Below are 15,890 nucleotides of genomic sequence, written 5' to 3'. Positions count from 1 at the left end.
GAGGTCAAGTCGATTTCACGCGGTCCGATGCACCGCGACCGGATCAAGCCTCAGATCGCGGGCGAGCGCGGCGGCCTCGCCGCGAGAGCTGACCTCAAGCTTCTCGAGGAGGTTGCGCACGTGGAACTTCACCGTGTGCTCGCTGAGCTGCAGCTGCGCGGCGATCTGACGGTTGCGCAGCCCCTGCGAAATGCCCGACAGGACTTCGACCTCCCGCGCGTTGAGCCTGTCGAGCGGGCGCAGCTCGGGCGTTTCGACGGTGTCCAGCGGGAGTGCGGCGGTGATCGTCGCGCCCCAGCCGGGGACGGCGTCGACCTCCCAGCTGCCGCCGAGGGGCGTGATGCGTTCGGTCAGGCCGGGGTCGAGGACGACGTCGGGGATGTCGGGGGCGTCGTCGCGGACGGTGATGCGGAGGGCTGCGCCGTCGAGGCGCCAGGAGGCGCGGATGCGAGTCGTGCCTGGGCGGTCGAGGGCGGCGATGACGAGCCCGCGCGTGACGGTGCGCGCCGTGTGGGCGATGTCCTGCCGCAGCTGGCGGTCGTCGGTGGGGGCGACGAGGTCGACGGCGACGTCGGCGTGGCCGACCACCGGCGAAAGCTGGTCGGCGAGCACGCCGAACGCGGCGCGAGCGGACTCCGCGGACAGCGCCTGGTCACGGTCTGCCACCGCACGTAGGTCGAGGAGCGCGCGTGCGGCCAGGTCGGTCGCCGTTTGGCGCGCGGCGGCGTCGCCGAGCCGGCCCGAGCGCAGGACGGCCAGGAGTGCGACGAGCGTGGCCGCGTGCGTCTGGCCGAGGTCGGTGACGGTCTGGGCGCGCGCGGCCGCGGCGGCGAGGTTGCTGGCGAGAACGTCGGGACCGGGGTCGACGGCGCGTTGACCGGCGTCGGTGCTGGTCAGGTGCCAAAGGCGGGCGGCGAGTCCCAATGCCTCAACGGACGGCTCGGCGTCGGAAGGCACAAGGGCGATCATCGCGCCGTTGCCGATGGCGGGGCGAGCGGTGAGCAGGATCAGGCGACGTTCGGTGCCGGCGAGCACGCCGTCGAGGACCACGGCCTCGCCCGGGATGGCCCGTTCGGCGAGGTGGTCCAGCTCCGCGCTGGTTACTGCGCCGGTGATGGACGTGTCGCCGGTGACCTTGAACGGGCTGCGCGGGCAGTCGCCCGTCTGCATCGCGGCCGCACGGTGCGGCAGCACGGCGGCGAGCTCCTGCGAGAAGCGCGGCAGCATCTCGGGCCGCGGCGCGGAGATGACGCGCACGGCGACGTCGAGCACGTGGGCCGGGTTCGTCCAGGAGGCGTCCATGTGTCCACGGTAGGTGTGTACGAAGGGACCGGTCCTGCTCTTCCGGATAGTGAACGCTGCTCGTCCGAGCGGTTCGGATCGCGACGCGGGACAGTTGACTCGAAGCAGGACGAACGACCGTCCCGAATCGAACGAGAGTACGAGGAACCATGCGAGCCATCACCTTCGCCGCGTACGGCGGCCCGGACGTCCTGCAGCTCAGCGACGTCCCGCTGCCCGAACCCGGCCCCGGACAGGTCCGTGTCGCCGTGCGGCGTGCGGGTGTGAACCCCATCGACTGGAAGGTCCGCAGCGGCGCCATGGCCCAGGGCTCCGCGCCGAAGAGTCCGCAGGTCCCGGGCGCTGAGTTCTCGGGCGTCGTGGACGCGGTGGGCGACGGCGCGACAGTGGCCGTCGGCGACGAGGTCTTCGGGTGGTCGGCCACCGGCTCTTACGCGGAGTACGCGCTGGCCAAGGCCGTCGCCCGCAAGCCGGCGAGCCTGTCGTGGGAGGACGCCGCGGCGTTGCCCGTGGCCGGCGAAACGGCGCTACGCGTCCTGCGGCTGTTGGAGGTCAAGGCCGGCGACCTGCTGCTGATCCACGGAGCGAGCGGCACTGTCGGGCGCTTCGCCACGCAGGCGGCCGTCGCGCTCGGGGCGACTGTCATCGGCACGGCGGGGCAGCGCAGCCTCGACGACGTGAAGTCGCTCGGCGCCATCCCCGTCCTCTACGGCGACGGCTGGCCGGAGCGCGTCCGCGAGGCGGCGGACCGGCCGGTGGACGCGGTGTTCGACGCGTCAGGCCACGGCGTGCTGCCGGATTCCGTGGAGCTGCGCGGGTCGAAGGAGCGGGTGGTGACCATCGCGGACGGGGCGGCGTTCGAGCTCGGGCTGCCGTTCTCGGCCGGTGGCGCGGACGACCAGAAGCCCGAGGTGCTGGAGGAGATCCTCGAGTACGCGGGGCGCGGGCTGCAGATCGCACAGGGGACGAGCTACCCGTTGGAGGAGGCCGCGGCCGCGCAGGAGGAGAGCCAGGCGGGGCATCCGGGAGGGAAGATCACGATCGTCGTTTCCTGACGATCTGTGGGGTCGGCCGTCTCAGCCGGACAGCGATTCGGTTGAGACGCGCTCCACCTGATCGTGTGGAGGTCGCCGATCATCAAGCCGATTTCTTGGCATAATTTCCTGGTCAGAGAGTTTTGCCACTGAACGGCAATGGTGTCGGGTCTGTTGGCTGAGGTCTTCTCCGGAGGTTGGCTGGGGGGCGCTCGCCGCCGTTTCCGCTGAGTGGCGACGCGCAGGAAGGCCGGTTTCCGGCTTGGGAAATCACCTCTCTTGGTGAGTTGGGAGCCCGCGTACGCGATTTGCCGCTGAGTGGCGACGACTCAGCGAGGCGCCGCCCAGCGGCGACTAGAGCGAGTTCGGCGTGTGGCGGCCAGTACGGATCCGAAGTCGGTCAAGGGTCGATGCAGGGTTTCGCCAGTCAGTGACGCCCGTGGCCGAGGCATACGAGGGTCACATCGGAGCAAAACGCAGTTCGCGGGTGTCGCCGTTCAGTGGCGACACCTGCGAACCTGCAGGTCAAACGACAAAGCCAGCTCAGTGAACCGGGTGCGCCTCGGCCGTCTCGACGGCAGCCTTGGCAGGAGAAGCCGGAGACACCCGCCGGCGACCCTGGGCCGGAATCCGGACCGTCCCGAGAGCCGAGTGCACCGAGGCCTCCGCAAGGGCGGCCAGCGAGCGACGGTCCTCCGCACGACCGGGGGCGATCTCCGGGCAGACGTGCGCCTCGAGGACCAGGCCACGCAGGGAGGCCACTCGCCGAAGGGAGGCGATGAGGGACTCCGGTCCGATGAACGCCGGCATGCTGGTCTCGCGGCCGTCGGCGAGTCGGTAGCGCAGGGCGATGGGGCGGACGGGCACACCACCGTCGATGGCGGCCTGGAAGGTTGCCGTTGTGAAGCGGCCGGAGGCGAGGCCGCACCACGTGGTGCCTTCGGGGGTGACGTTGACGAGCGAGCCGGAGCGGAGGGAGTCGGCGAGCTCGGTCATGGTGTCGGGCAGGGTGCGGAGGCGTTCGCGGTCCAAGAAGATGCTGCCGCCGCCGCGGACGAGGGTGCCGAGGACCGGCCAGGAGCCGATCTCGACCTTCGCGAGGGCGCGCATGGGGCGCAGGGCGTTGATGGCGACGATGTCCAGCCATGAGATGTGGTTGTTCACCACCAGCGCACCTCGGCCGGCGGGGGCGGCGAGGAAGTCGGCGCCGCCCCGGACGACCAGCTTCACGCCGAACGCGCGCAGCACCGAGCGGAAAATGGTCCGGACCAGGCGTTCCCGGCCCCGGCCGTGCAGCACGAGCAGCAGCGGCGCCGTCAGCAGGGCCGCCAGGACCACGCCGATCGCCGAGGCGAAGCGCAGCACGCGACGCGGGAACGAGACCGTGGCGGCACCTTCGGTGAGGCAGCCGTCGCCGCAGGGGGACGTCGGCATCCAGGCGTGGCTCATACCTGCACTCCGAGGAAGAACTTGAGGTAGCGCTCGTCGATCTTGTGCAAGTCGAGCAGGACGAAGAAGTCGGCGACACCGAAGTCCTCGTCGAGCGCCGGCGGGCCGCAGACCTCGGCGCCGAGCCGCACGTAGCCCTTGATCAGCGGCGGAAGGACGGCGCGATCGGGGCGGGCGACGGAGCCTGAATTCCACGGGTGCAGCGGCGAAACGCGGCGCGACTCGTCGGCGTAGTGCTTGGCGCGCAACACATCCCAGACGCCCGCGGCGTAGCTGCCGCCGTCGCTCAGTGGCACGGACGCGCAGCCGGCGAGGTAGCGGTGGCCGGAAAGCAGCATGTACCGCGCGATCCCCGCCCAGACCAGGCTCACGACGGCGCCGCTGCGGTGGTCCGGGTGCACGCAGGAGCGGCCGGTCTCCACGAGCGTCGAGCGCAGGCTGGAAAGGGCCGTCAGGTCGAATTCGCTGTCGGAGTACAGGCTGCCGGCCTGCGAGGCGCGCTCTGGCGGCAGCATGCGGTAGCAGCCGACGATGTCGCCGGTTTTGTCGTCGCGCACCACGAGGTGGTCGCAGAACTCGTCGAAGTAGTCGACATCGAGACCGGGCTTCAGGGAATTGAGGTGGGCCCCCATCTCCTCGGCGAAAACCTGGTGCCGCAGCTTCTGCGCGGCGAGCACTTCTTCGTTCGCGTGGGCCACGAGCAGGGAGTACCTCGGCGCATCGGCCGGGAGCTCGACACCCGCCTGATCAGTGCTGACGAGGAGCTGAGACGACGTCATGAACACTGTGTACCTGCGACCTGGAAACCGCGGAGAGTGCCAATCGATGACCGATTAGTGCACGTTGAGTTAATTGCAGGTTCTCAGGCTTTTCTCAGGGTCCGACAAACGCCGAAGACCGCTGAGCGGCACATCGCCCAGCGGCCTTCGAAGCGGGAAAACCTCAGCCCTTGCGCTTGTCGACGGCCTCCGTCAGCTGCGGCGCGACGTTGAACAGGTCGCCCACGATGCCGAAATCGGCGATCTCGAAGATGGGAGCCTCGGCGTCCTTGTTGACGGCGATGATCGTCTTCGACGTCTGCATGCCGGCGCGGTGCTGGATCGCGCCGGAGATGCCGAGCGCGATGTACAGCTGCGGCGACACCGTCTTGCCGGTCTGGCCCACCTGGAACTGCGCCGGGTAGTAGCCGGAGTCGACGGCCGCACGCGAAGCCCCGACAGCGGCGCCGAGCGAGTCGGCCAGCTTCTCGACGACGTCGAACTTCTCCGCCGAACCGACACCACGGCCACCCGAGACGACGATCGACGCCTCGGTGAGCTCCGGACGGTCGCCACCGACGATCGGCTCGATTCCGGTCACCTTCGCGGACTTCGCCGCGTCCTGCGCCGGGATCTCGACGGTCTCCTCGGCGGCAGCACCGTCGGCGGCCTCGGCCTCGACGGCACCCGGACGCACCGAGATCACCGGCGTGCCCTTGGCAGCCTTGGATTTCACGGAGAACGCGCCACCGAAGATGGACTGGTCCACCGAACCGTCGGCGTTCACGCCCACCGCGTCGTAGAGCAGACCGGAGCCCAGCCGCACGGCGACGCGCGCGGCCACCTCCTTGCCCTCGGCGCTGGCGGCGACGAGCACGGCGGCCGGCGAGGCCTGCTCCGCGAGCTTCGTCAGCACGTCGACCTTCGGGGTCACCAGGTAGCTCGTGGCGTCGTCGCCCTCGGCGACGTAGACCTTCGCGGCACCGTGGCCGGCGAGCGCTTCCTTGGCCTTGGCCGCGGTGCCCGTGGGGCCCACGACGACGGCCGAGGGCTCACCCAGCGCGCGGGCGGCGGTCAGCAGCTCGAGCGTGACCTTCTTGACATCACCGTCGACGTGGTCGACGAGGACGAGTACTTCAGCCATTTTTCGTGATCCTCCTCGAAACCGTGTCTCAGATGAGCTTCTGCGCGACCAGGTACTCGGCGACCTTGGTGCCGCCGTCGCCCTCGTCCTCAACCTTCTCGCCGGCAGTGCGCGGCGGCTTCGGGGACGACTCGAGCACGGTGGACCACGCATTGGCGAGACCGACCTCGCCGGCGTCGATGCCGAGGTCGGCGACGGTGAACGTCTCGACCGGCTTCTTCTTCGCGGCCATGATGCCCTTGAACGACGGGTAGCGCGGCTCGTTGATCTTCTCGCCGACGCTCACGAGCGCGGGCAGATTCGCCTCGAGGTGGGTGATGCCGTCCTCGGTCTCCCGGTCGGCCTTCACGCTGGAGCCCTCGACGGTCAGCTGGCGCACGTAGGTCAGCTGCGGCAGGCCGAGCAGCTCGGCGACGATCGCCGGCACGGCGGCGCCGCGGCCGTCGGACGCCTCGTTGCCGGCGATGATCAGGTCGTAACCCTCGACCTTGCCGATCGCGGCGGCCAGCACCTTGGCGGTGGCGATGGCGTCGGAGCCGTGCAGCGCCTCGTCGGAGACGTGGATGGCCTTGTCGGCGCCCATGGACAGCGCCTTGCGGATGGCGTCGGTGGCGCGGGCGGGGCCGACGGAGATCACGGTGACCTCGCCCTCGCCCGCCTCCTTGATCTTCAGCGCCTCTTCGACGGCCTTCTCGTTGATCTCGTCGAGCACGGCGTCTGCGGATTCGCGGTCAAGCGTGTTGTCGGCACCGGAGAGCTTCCGCTCCGAGTAGGTGTCCGGTACCTGCTTGACCAGGACAACGATATTCGTCATGGGTCTTCTTCGACCTCCCGGTTGGGGCCGGCTCTCGGCCGCGGGACAGTGCTCTACTGGCCGGTAGATTAGGGCCATTCAGGCGAGGAGACCCGCCGAGGTGACGGCATTCACCTGGATGAGCAATCTTTTGGGACCATCGTCCCGATAGTCCGCCGGTTAACCCGTCCAGCACACCGCTCGCCCGATCGGACCAACGGTGGGCTACTGGCAGTAGGCCGACAGGGGTTAACCTCCCGCACCATGCCCGCGCACATCGCCGTAGTCACGGACTCGACCTCGTGCCTGCCCGACAAACTCGCCGCCCGTTGGGGCATCGGCGTGGTGCAGGTCCAGCTGCACGTCGGAGATCAGACGGACGACGAACACCGGTTCGACCGCAACGAGCTCATCGCCGCCATGAAGTCCGGCCACAACGTCACCACCTCACCCCCCGACCCGGGTGCGTTCTTCTGGACGTACCAGGACGCCGCCGCCCGCGGCGCGTCCGCCATCGTCAGCCTGCACATCTCCGGTCGCCTTTCGGAGACTGTGCAGGCGGCGCGCGAGGCGGCGCAGCAGGTCCGGATCCCCGTGCACATCATCGACAGCGGAACGGCCAGCATGAGCCTCGGTTACGCAGCGGTGTCGGCCGCGCGCGTAGCCGGCGCCGGGGGTCAGCTCGCGCGCGTGCTCGAAGCCGCCGAGCGCCGCGTGCGCGCCGCCACCGAGCTGATCTACGTGGACACGCTCGAGTTCCTCCGGCGCACGGGACGCGTCGGAGCCGCCCAGTCGCTGGTGGGTACGGCGTTCTCGATCAAGCCATTGCTCACTGTCCGTAACGGCGAGGTCTCGCCGCTGGCTCGCGTTCCCGGCACGAAGCGCGCGATGAACCGGCTCGTCGACCTCGCGGTGAAGGCCGCGGGCGACCAGTGCGTGGACGTCGCCGTGACTCGCTTCGGCTCCGACGAGACCGAGGTCGTGCGACGCCTGAGGGACCGGATTCCCGGGATCACGGACGTCGTGGTCGGCGACGCGAGCACGGTGATCGGCGCGCACGTCGGCCCGGGCGCGCTGAGCATCACGGTGTCGCCGACCTGACCTGGTTCCGTTCCGGCACGAACAGCACCACGAGCGGGATCACCACGCCCAGCGCGAGCGTTGACAGGATCATCACTTGGTCGACGGTCGCGAAGTGGCCGACGTGCCCGAGGTGGTAGACGAAGTGCGGCACGGCGAACAACAGCGCCGCCAAGGCCGCCAGCCGCGCGACGGCTGTGGTGCCGATCACGGCGGCGCCGATCAGCGTCGCCGCCAGCGCCAGGTTGAGGGCGCCGAAGTCGCGGATGAGGTGTTCGTCGAACGCTCCGTCCATGCTGACCCAGCCGTGACGGAAGCCGGGAAAGTCCTGGTAGAAGCCCAGGGGCGACAGGAGTGGGCCACAGCCCCGTCGCCGCCGTGACGACGCCGAGCAGCACCAGCAGTACGCGCGTGAGGGTCCGTTGCATAGGGCAGGAACGAGACGGCGGTCAGGAACGTGACACGCGCTAGGGTCGCGCAGGTGACCAACGCAGCCACCCGGGCCGAGGCACTGCACCTCACCGGCGAACGGACCGTCCCCGGCATCCCCGAGGAGAACTACTGGTTCCGTCGCCACGAAGCCGCCTACGTGGCCCTGCTCCCCTATTGCGCCGGCGCGACGGTGCTGGAGGCGGGCTGCGGCGAGGGTTACGGCGCGGGGCTGATCGCGAAGACGGCGCGGCGCGTGCTGGCGCTGGACTACGACGTGCCGACCACGGAGCACGTCGCCCGCCGATACCCCGACGTTGCGGTGGCGCGCGCGAACCTCGCGTATTTGCCGTTGGGTGGCGAATCCGTGGACGTGGTCGCGAACTTCCAGGTGATCGAGCACCTGTGGGACCAAGACGGGTTCCTCGCCGAGTGTTTCCGCGTGCTGCGGCCGGGCGGGAAGCTGCTGGTCACGACCCCGAACCGGCTCACATTCACGCCGGATTCCGACACGCCGCTGAACCCGTACCACACGCGGGAGCTCGCACCGTCCGAATTGGACGGTCTGCTGCGTGCGGCGGGGTTCGTCGTCCAATCGCTACACGGGTTGCATCACGGGGCACGCCTGCGGGAGCTGGAACGCACGTACCGCGGCTCGATCATCGACGCGCAGCTCGAGGTCGTGATTGGCTCGCTGCCCGGGCAGGTCGTGTGGCCGACGGGGTTGCTCGCCGACGTCGCGGCGATCGCGGCGGACGACTTCTCCGTCCGCGGTGACGACTTGGACGCGAGCCTCGATCTGGTCGCGGTGGCGGTGCGCCCGTGACTCCGCCCGCCTCGGAAGGCACTTTTTGCCTCGTCCTGCACAGCCACCTCCCCTGGTTGCCGCACCATGGCAGCTGGCCGGTCGGCGAGGAGTGGCTCTACCAAGCGTGGGCGCATTCGTACCTGCCAGTCGTCGACCTGCTGCAGCGTTTCGCCGCTGAGGGGCGACGCGAGGTCCTGACGCTCGGCATGACGCCCGTACTCGCGGCACAGCTCGACGACCCGTACGCAATCCGCGCCTGCCACGACTGGCTCGGCCACTGGCAGCTGCGCGCGCAGCACGCGTCGACGCTGTGGGGCGGCGACCCGCTCCTGCGCGACCTGGCCGCGGCCGAGCACCAGACGGCCGTGCGCGCGACGGAGGAGCTGGAGACGCGCTGGCGCCACGGGTTCTCGCCGATCCTGCGGTCGCTTGTGGACAGTGACACGATCGAGCTGCTGGGGGGACCGCTCGCGCACCCGTTCCAGCCGTTGCTGGACGAGGACGTTCGCGCGTTCGCCCTGCGCGAAGGCCTGGCTGACACTCAGCTGCGCGTTGGGCGGCGGCCGGAGGGCATCTGGGCGCCGGAATGCGGCTACGAGCCCGGGATGGAGCGGGGTTACGCGGCCGCGGGCGTGCAGCGGTTCCTGGTCGACGGGCCGTCGCTGCACGGCGACACGTCGGCGGCGCGCACGGTCGGCTCGTCCGACGTGGTGTGTTTCGGGCGTGATCTCGAGGTGACGTACCGCGTCTGGTCGCCGAAAGCCGGCTACCCCGGCCACGCCACGTACCGCGATTTCCACACGTGGGCGCACGAAGTGGGGTTGAAGGCGTCGCGCGTCACCGGCAAGCAGGTGCCGCCGCACGAGAAGGCGCCGTACGATCCGGCGCTCGCGGCCGACGTGCTCGGAACGCATGTGAAGGACTTCGTCGACACGGTCGTCGCGCGGCTGCGTTCGCTGCGGGCGCAGCATGGGCGTGAGTCGCTTGTGGTCGCGGCGTATGACACGGAACTGTTCGGGCACTGGTGGCACGAGGGTCCCGCGTGGCTCGAGGGGGTTCTGCGCGCGTTGCCCGAGGTGGGCGTGCGCGTGACGACGCTGAAGGGCGCGCTGGAGGCCGGCCACGTGGGGGCGCCGATCGACCTGCCGGCATCGTCGTGGGGTTCGGGCAAGGACTGGCGCGTGTGGGACGGCGAGCAGGTGGCCGACATGGTGCAGGACAACACGGCGTTGCAGAAACGCTTGCTGGACCTCGTTTCCGGGCACTTCGGGGAGCGCGGGGGGACCGCTCGCGACACCGTGGCCGACCAGGCCGTCGCGGAGGCGATGCTGGCGTTGTCGAGTGACTGGGCGTTCATGGTCACCAAGGACTCCGCCGCGGACTACGCGCGCCGGCGCGCCCGCGTGCACACCTCGCGTTTCGACGAGCTCGCGGAGCTGCTGCGCTCCGGCGACCGCGCTCGCGCTCGCGCGCACGAGCTCGCGGCGGAGTATCGCCGCGCCGATGGACCGTTCGGACAGCTGGACGCACGACAGCTGCTGCCACACAAGTGAAAGGGACACCGAAGGAATGAGCATTCGCGACATCCCGCTGAAGACGCTCTCGGGTGAGGACACCACCCTGGGCGCGCTCGGCGGCAAGGCCCTGCTGGTGGTCAACGTTGCCTCGAAGTGCGGCCTGACCCCGCAGTACACCGGCCTGGAGCGGCTGCAGGAACGCTACGGCGACAAGGGTTTCTCCGTCGTCGGGTTCCCGTGCAACCAGTTCGCCGGCCAGGAGCCCGGGACGGCCGACGAGATCCAGACGTTCTGCTCCACCACTTACGGGGTCACTTTCCCGCTGTTCGAGAAGGTCGAGGTGAACGGCGAAGACCGTCACCCGCTGTACTCCACGCTCACCCAGACCGCCGACGCCGAGGGTGACTCCGGCGACGTGCAGTGGAACTTCGAGAAGTTCCTGATCAACTCCGACGGCGAGGTCGTGGGCCGGTTCCGTCCGCGGACCGAGCCCGAGGACGACACCGTGGTGAAGGCGATCGAGGCCGTGGTGCCTGCCTGATTTTCACGGCCGGCGAAGGGCGGGGACTCCGTTGGGCTCCCGCCCTTTCGCGTCGCCGTTCAGCGGCAAAACGTCTCTAGCTGGGGTTTTGTGGCTCCTGAGCGGCTTCAACGGCCGGGACCGAGCCCCGAGCGATGACCGCGCGGTTGCGGGCCGCCGCGACGTCCGCGTCGAGTTTGGTCACGCGGCGGTCGTAGGTGAGGAGGCCGTTGACCTCGTTTTCGACGTCCGTGGTCTGGGTGTAGATCGCCCCTGAGAGGCCCAGTTCGCCGACCAGGGACTCCAGTCGGGTGCCGAGCTCCGCGTAACGGCGCGTGAGGTGATCGGCGTCAGCGGTCATCTCGTACGCGTTGGGCGGGCCGGGCCAGCGGTGGTCGTCGAGGACGAGCCCGAGGCCGCCGTACTCGCCGTCGACGAGCGCCCGGTGGCCCTGCACGCGCGGCTCGCCGGGGCCGACGTACGTGTGGTCGTCGTAGACGTCGCCTGCGCCGGTGTCCGTGCGGGAGAAGCAACAGTTGACGCCGCTGTTGGCCACGACGAGGCGAGTCGGGTCGAGCTCCTTCACGAGCTCGGCGATCCCCGCCGTGTCGAACTCGCCCCAGCCCTCGTTGAACGGCACCCACGCGACGATCGACGGCACGTTCCGCAGCTGCCGCACCATTTCCCGCAGCTCCGCCTCGAAGCGTCCCTTGCCCTCGGGCACCGGGTCCGGCGCCGGCCCGGGCGGCCCGTCGAACGACGCCACGAGCGACGGCATGTCCTGCCAGACGAGCAGCCCCAACCGGTCGGTCCAGTGGTACCAGCGCGCGGGCTCGACCTTCACGTGCTTGCGGACGAAGTTGAAGCCGAGCTCTTTCGTCTTCTCGAGGTCGAAACGCAGGGCGTCGTCGGTGGGCGCGGTGTAGCCGCCGTCGGGCCAATAACCCTGGTCGAGCGGGCCGTGGAGGAAGGTGATCCGGCCGTTGAGGGCGATGCGGGGCCGGCCGGCGGAGTCCGGGACGAGCTCCACGGTGCGCAGTCCGCCGTAACTGGTGACCTCGTCGAGCACCTCGCCGTGGTGGTCGAGCAGGCGCACGGTGAGGTCGTAGAGATACGGATCATCGGGAGTCCACCAGTGGGGCTCCGGGACGTCCGCCCGCAACCTCGTGCCGGCGGCCCCACGAACGCTGACGATCTCGTCGCCGCTGGGTGGCGAAACGCTCAGCTCGACTTGAGCACCACCGTTGACCTGGGGAGATACGGTGAAGCCCGCGAGGTCCGGAGTGATCTCCAGGTCCTCAATGCGCTCGAACGGCACAGTTTCGAGCCACACCGTCTGCCAGATCCCGGACATCGGCGTGTAGCAGATGCCGCCCGGTGCGTTGCGCTGCTTGCCGAGCGGGAACGGCGAGATGTCGGTGCGATCCTCGGCGCGAACGGTCAGCTCCTGCGGCCCGGACGCACGCAGCGCATCGGTGACGTCCGCCTCGAACGCCGCGTAGCCACCCTCGTGGGTGACCACGAGCTGGTTGTTCACCCAGACCTTCGCCGTCTGGTCGACCGCGCCGAAGTGCAGCAGCACGCGTTCACCACGCCAGTCGTCGGGAATCTCGAACAGCCGCCGGTACCAGAGGACCTCGTCGCGCCGGTTGATTCCCGAGAGTGCCGATTCCGGCGCGAAGGGGACCAAGATGCGCTCGCCGTAGCCGACGGGGCGCGGTTCCTCGGGCGACGACGGCCACCCCGCGTAGTCCCAGACGCCGTTGAGGTTCAGCCACCGCGGCCGCTTCAGCTGCGGTCTGGGGTACTCGGGGAGCACGTCGGAGGGGCTGACGAGGTCGGTCCACGGCGTCGTCAGGGGCGGGTCCGCGCGCTGCCACTCAGGCTGGCTGGGAGTCATCACCTCCGATGGTGACAGAGATCGAAGGCGGCGCCAGCCGGGCCGCCCGGCGGAAGCAACTGGCGAGTAACCTCTGCCCATGCGCGTGCTGATGCTGTCGTGGGAGTACCCGCCCGTGGTCATCGGCGGGCTCGCCCGGCACGTGCACGCGCTGGCCCGGCACCTTGCCCAGCAGGGCCACGACGTGGTGGTTCTCTGCCGCCACCAGGCCGGCACCGACGCCTCCACGCACCCGCGCAGCGACCGCGACGTCGAGGGCGTGCGGCTGATTCGCGTGGCCGAGGACCCGATGCACCTGACGTTCGAGCGCGACCTCGTCGCCTGGACGCTCGCCATGGGCCACGCCATGATCCGCGCCGCGCAGGACCTGCTGCGCACGTGGCAGCCCGACGTCGTCCACGCGCACGACTGGCTCGTGACGCACCCGGCGATCGCCATCGCTGAGGCCGCGCGCGTGCCGCTCGTCGGCACCGTCCACGCGACCGAAGCCGGCCGGCACTCGGGCTGGCTTTCGCACCCACTCAACCAGCAGGTGCATTCCGTCGAGTGGTGGCTGGCCAACCGCGCCGACGCCGTGATCACCTGCTCGCAGGCGATGCGCAAGGAAGTGGCGCACCTGTTCGAGATCGAGGCCGCCGACGTCACCGTGATCCACAACGGCATCGAAGAACGCAGCTGGCGCGTCTCGGCCGCCGAGGTGGCGAAGATGCGTGACCGGCACAGCCCCGACGGCGCGCCGTTCCTACTGTTCTTCGGTCGGCTGGAGTGGGAGAAGGGCGTGCAGGATCTGCTGGCCGCGCTCCCCCGCATCCGTCGCCAGTTCCCGGGCACGCGCGTGGTCGTCGCCGGTAAGGGGCGACACCACGACGAGCTGGTCACGCAGGCGCGCAAGCTGCGGATTCGCCGCGCGGTGGACTTCGTCGGCCACCTGCCCGACCGTGACCTGCGCGCGCTGCTGGCCGCTGCCGACGCCGTGGTGCTGCCGAGCCGGTACGAACCGTTCGGGATCGTCGCCCTGGAGGCCGCGGCCGCGAAGGCACCGCTCGTCGCGTCGACGGCGGGCGGCCTCGGCGAGGTGGTGGTCGACGGGGAGACGGGCTTGGCCTTCGAACCGGGCGACGTCGCGGGACTGGCCACGGCGGTCACCACCGTCCTGAGCGACGCCGCCGCCGCGACCCGGCGCGCACGAACGGCCCAGTCGCGCCTCGCGGCGGACTTCGACTGGGGACGCATCGCCGAGGCGACCGCGGAGGTCTACCGGCGCGCGCGTATGGGTGAGCCAATCGAGCTGGGACGCCCGAAGATCGCGACGGGCAACGCGTTCGAACTTTGAGTGGGCCCGCCGTCAGAAGTGGCAGGGCCGAACGCAGGCGGCGTGCGCCTGCGCGGGCGCCGAAACCGCCGGCGCTGCGGTGAGAGCAAGGGCGAAAACTGCGAGCAAAGCAGCGACGGCGGCTCTGGGTCTGCTGGTCATGACGGCTCCCTGGATATTCGGTGGGGTGTTCGAAGCATCCGTCCGTCGCCGCGCGCGAAACAATAGGGGAAGCAGTAGGTAGGCCTACCTGAACGCGGCGAGTGACTGGTTCGTCCGGCCTCGTCGCGGGAATCTGGAACGCATGATGTTGCCGTTCGTCGACCACGCGGCCGGGCTCGTTCCGGCTGTCGTCGGGATGCGCTGCGCGGCAGGCTCTCGCCGTTTTTCAGCCAATGGATTGTTTAACAATCCGCGCGCCGTGAGCATCGTGTCTTGGTTGGTGGCGCGACTGTGGTGAGGACGTTGTTCTTCGATCGAATCGACGCCGGGCGGCAACTCGGGCGGATCCTGGCCAGGCAGCCGTGGGTCGAGCCCGTCGTGCTCGGGTTGCCTCGCGGGGGCGTGCCGGTGGCGGCCGAGGTCGCCCGGGCGCTCGGGGCTCCGTTGGACGTCGTGGTCGCTCGGAAGATCGGGGCCCCTGGGCGGCGCGAGTTCGGCGTCGGCGCGGTGACGGCGGAGGGGCCGCCTTACTACTCGATGCCGGCGTTGCGCGCGTTCGGGCTCACGCCGAAAGCGATGGAGCCGGCGTGTGCGCGCGAGCGGGCCGAGGCGCGTCGCCGTTTGGTGGCCTATCGCGACGGGCGCCCGGAGGTCTCGGTGGCCGGCCACGACGTGCTCGTGATCGACGACGGACTGGCGACCGGCGTGACCGCGATGGCCGCCGTCCGCGACCTCCGCGACGCGCGGCGCGTGGTGCTGGCCGTGCCGGTGTGCGCGCCGGACGCCATCGCCGAGTTCGAGGGCGAGGTGGACCAGTTCATCGCTGTCGCCGCACCGAGGCGATTCAGCGCCGTGGGCCGCTGGTACGCCGACTTCACCCAGGTGCCGGACGCAACCGTGATGCGGCTCCTCGGTACGGGATGAAGGGGACCTTCATCCCACTATCCACAACGGACAGTGACGAGCGCCGCCGAATGGCGAAAATCCCTGGCGCAAAGGGAGGTTCAGGGCGCAAGGTATGCCTGCGTCGCCACCCCGGCGATGGGCCGACGTCGACAACGAGGAGAAGCCCGATCATGGACGTCTGGTTCACCGGCGACACCCACTTCGACCACCAGCTCGTGGCCGGCCTTCGCGGGTTCGAGACGCCGCCCGAGCACGACGCGTTCGTCGTCGAGCAGTGGAACGCCACTGTCCGGCCGGGCGACCAGGTGTGGCACCTGGGTGACGTCGGCATGGGCCGGCTGGCACGATTCGCCGACACGCTCCGGCAGCTGAACGGCGAGATTCACCTCATCACCGGCAACCACGACGAGCCGTGGCCCGGGCTGCGCCAGGCGCACCGGCACCAACGCGCGTGGCTGGAGCACTTCGCCACGGTGCAAGCGTTTGCGCGGCGCCGGATCGCGGGGAAGAACGTGTTGCTCAGCCATTTCCCGTACGAAGGCGACCACGTCGGCGCGGACCGCGGGTCGCAGTACCGCCTGCCCGACGAGGGACTGTGGCTGTTGCACGGTCACGTCCACAGCGCGTGGCGCAAGCGGGGCCGGCAGCTGAACGTCGGGATGGACGTCAACGACCTTCGCCCTCTCCACCTCGACGCCGTCACCACCGAGGTGACCGAGCTCGGAAGTCCGGCCGAAACCAGCCTCTGAACAGCCAAACCCTGCCGCCGACCTCGT

At 69.9% G+C, this 15,890-nt stretch carries 14 protein-coding genes and 1 pseudogene; 8 read left to right on the top strand and 7 right to left on the bottom strand.

Annotation, left to right across the window (positions count from 1 at the left end; genetic code table 11):
• Positions 1–15 precede the first annotated feature (15 nt).
• Positions 16–1,302 carry a LuxR C-terminal-related transcriptional regulator gene (locus tag ABZU76_RS40895; protein ID WP_354880422.1) on the bottom strand — a complete coding sequence of 429 codons (1,287 nt, stop codon included), beginning with the start codon at positions 1,300–1,302 and terminating at the stop codon, positions 16–18.
• A 149-nt stretch (positions 1,303–1,451) separates the two neighbouring features.
• On the opposite strand from ABZU76_RS40895, the gene ABZU76_RS40890 reads away from it, so the two are divergent.
• Complete coding sequence (locus tag ABZU76_RS40890) at positions 1,452–2,357, top strand: NADP-dependent oxidoreductase (RefSeq protein WP_354880419.1); 906 nt, start codon at positions 1,452–1,454, stop codon at positions 2,355–2,357.
• A gap of 522 nt (positions 2,358–2,879) precedes the next feature.
• On the opposite strand, the gene ABZU76_RS40885 is transcribed toward ABZU76_RS40890, so the two are convergent.
• From ABZU76_RS40885 to ABZU76_RS40870, 4 genes are all read right to left on the bottom strand, one after another.
• Positions 2,880–3,785 carry a lysophospholipid acyltransferase family protein gene (locus ABZU76_RS40885; RefSeq protein ID WP_354880416.1) on the bottom strand — a complete coding sequence of 302 codons (906 nt, stop codon included), beginning with the start codon at positions 3,783–3,785 and terminating at the stop codon, positions 2,880–2,882.
• Positions 3,782–4,564 carry a GNAT family N-acyltransferase gene (locus ABZU76_RS40880; RefSeq protein ID WP_354880413.1) on the bottom strand — a complete coding sequence of 261 codons (783 nt, stop codon included), beginning with the start codon at positions 4,562–4,564 and terminating at the stop codon, positions 3,782–3,784. The genes ABZU76_RS40885 and ABZU76_RS40880 overlap by 4 nt, the downstream gene beginning before the upstream one ends.
• A gap of 163 nt (positions 4,565–4,727) precedes the next feature.
• On the bottom strand, positions 4,728–5,687 hold the full coding sequence (locus ABZU76_RS40875; protein WP_220237584.1) for an electron transfer flavoprotein subunit alpha/FixB family protein: 960 nt from the start codon (positions 5,685–5,687) through the stop codon (positions 4,728–4,730).
• Positions 5,688–5,715: 28 nt separating this feature from the next.
• Positions 5,716–6,501, bottom strand: a complete 786-nt coding sequence (locus ABZU76_RS40870) for an electron transfer flavoprotein subunit beta/FixA family protein (protein WP_354880410.1) — start codon at positions 6,499–6,501, stop codon at positions 5,716–5,718.
• 243 nt (positions 6,502–6,744) lie between these two features.
• Between ABZU76_RS40870 and ABZU76_RS40865 the strand changes: the two genes are divergently transcribed.
• On the top strand, positions 6,745–7,581 hold the full coding sequence (locus tag ABZU76_RS40865; RefSeq protein WP_354880407.1) for a DegV family protein: 837 nt from the start codon (positions 6,745–6,747) through the stop codon (positions 7,579–7,581).
• Here ABZU76_RS40865 and ABZU76_RS40860 read toward each other — a convergent pair.
• Positions 7,562–7,988: pseudogene (locus tag ABZU76_RS40860) on the bottom strand (hypothetical protein). The gene ABZU76_RS40865 and the pseudogene ABZU76_RS40860 overlap by 20 nt on opposite strands.
• A gap of 53 nt (positions 7,989–8,041) precedes the next feature.
• Between ABZU76_RS40860 and ABZU76_RS40855 the strand changes: the two are divergent.
• From ABZU76_RS40855 to ABZU76_RS40845, 3 genes are read left to right on the top strand one after another with little or no spacing between them, the layout of a single operon-like run.
• Positions 8,042–8,815, top strand: a complete 774-nt coding sequence (locus tag ABZU76_RS40855) for a class I SAM-dependent methyltransferase (RefSeq protein WP_354880404.1) — start codon at positions 8,042–8,044, stop codon at positions 8,813–8,815.
• Positions 8,812–10,350 (top strand): glycoside hydrolase family 57 protein, encoded by a 1,539-nt coding sequence (locus ABZU76_RS40850; RefSeq protein ID WP_354880401.1) that lies wholly within the window; start codon positions 8,812–8,814, stop codon positions 10,348–10,350. Before ABZU76_RS40855 ends, ABZU76_RS40850 begins: the two co-directional genes overlap by 4 nt.
• 16 nt (positions 10,351–10,366) lie before the next feature.
• The gene (locus ABZU76_RS40845) at positions 10,367–10,855 is read left to right on the top strand and encodes a glutathione peroxidase (protein WP_354880398.1); all 489 of its coding nucleotides are present in this window, start codon (positions 10,367–10,369) and stop codon (positions 10,853–10,855) included.
• Positions 10,856–10,931: 76 nt separating this feature from the next.
• Here ABZU76_RS40845 and ABZU76_RS40840 read toward each other — a convergent pair whose 3' ends face one another.
• A complete protein-coding gene (locus tag ABZU76_RS40840) occupies positions 10,932–12,734 on the bottom strand; it encodes a sugar-binding domain-containing protein (RefSeq protein WP_354880395.1) in 1,803 nt (600 codons plus the stop codon).
• Positions 12,735–12,813: 79 nt separating this feature from the next.
• Between ABZU76_RS40840 and ABZU76_RS40835 the strand changes: the two genes are divergently transcribed.
• From ABZU76_RS40835 to ABZU76_RS40825, 3 genes are all read left to right on the top strand, one after another.
• Positions 12,814–14,067 carry a glycosyltransferase family 4 protein gene (locus ABZU76_RS40835; protein WP_354880392.1) on the top strand — a complete coding sequence of 418 codons (1,254 nt, stop codon included), beginning with the start codon at positions 12,814–12,816 and terminating at the stop codon, positions 14,065–14,067.
• A 444-nt stretch (positions 14,068–14,511) separates the two neighbouring features.
• Positions 14,512–15,132, top strand: a complete 621-nt coding sequence (locus ABZU76_RS40830) for a phosphoribosyltransferase family protein (protein WP_354880390.1) — start codon at positions 14,512–14,514, stop codon at positions 15,130–15,132.
• A gap of 152 nt (positions 15,133–15,284) precedes the next feature.
• Positions 15,285–15,863 (top strand): metallophosphoesterase family protein, encoded by a 579-nt coding sequence (locus ABZU76_RS40825; protein WP_354880387.1) that lies wholly within the window; start codon positions 15,285–15,287, stop codon positions 15,861–15,863.
• Positions 15,864–15,890: the final 27 nt, after the last annotated feature.

Origin of the sequence: Amycolatopsis sp. NPDC005232, assembly GCF_040607795.1 — a bacterium.
Lineage (GTDB): Bacteria > Actinomycetota > Actinomycetes > Mycobacteriales > Pseudonocardiaceae > Amycolatopsis.
This window is presented reverse-complemented; position numbering and strand designations above follow the sequence as displayed.

Coding starts and splice junctions, on each gene's coding strand:
- ABZU76_RS40845 (WP_354880398.1), top strand. CDS start 10,367: ATGAGCATTCGCGACATCCCGCTGAAGACGCTCTCGGGTGAGGACACC.
- ABZU76_RS40895 (WP_354880422.1), bottom strand. CDS start 1,302: ATGGACGCCTCCTGGACGAACCCGGCCCACGTGCTCGACGTCGCCGTG.
- ABZU76_RS40875 (WP_220237584.1), bottom strand. CDS start 5,687: ATGGCTGAAGTACTCGTCCTCGTCGACCACGTCGACGGTGATGTCAAG.
- ABZU76_RS40880 (WP_354880413.1), bottom strand. CDS start 4,564: ATGACGTCGTCTCAGCTCCTCGTCAGCACTGATCAGGCGGGTGTCGAG.
- ABZU76_RS40840 (WP_354880395.1), bottom strand. CDS start 12,734: ATGACTCCCAGCCAGCCTGAGTGGCAGCGCGCGGACCCGCCCCTGACG.
- ABZU76_RS40825 (WP_354880387.1), top strand. CDS start 15,285: ATGGACGTCTGGTTCACCGGCGACACCCACTTCGACCACCAGCTCGTG.
- ABZU76_RS40890 (WP_354880419.1), top strand. CDS start 1,452: ATGCGAGCCATCACCTTCGCCGCGTACGGCGGCCCGGACGTCCTGCAG.
- ABZU76_RS40835 (WP_354880392.1), top strand. CDS start 12,814: ATGCGCGTGCTGATGCTGTCGTGGGAGTACCCGCCCGTGGTCATCGGC.
- ABZU76_RS40870 (WP_354880410.1), bottom strand. CDS start 6,501: ATGACGAATATCGTTGTCCTGGTCAAGCAGGTACCGGACACCTACTCG.
- ABZU76_RS40865 (WP_354880407.1), top strand. CDS start 6,745: ATGCCCGCGCACATCGCCGTAGTCACGGACTCGACCTCGTGCCTGCCC.
- ABZU76_RS40885 (WP_354880416.1), bottom strand. CDS start 3,785: ATGAGCCACGCCTGGATGCCGACGTCCCCCTGCGGCGACGGCTGCCTC.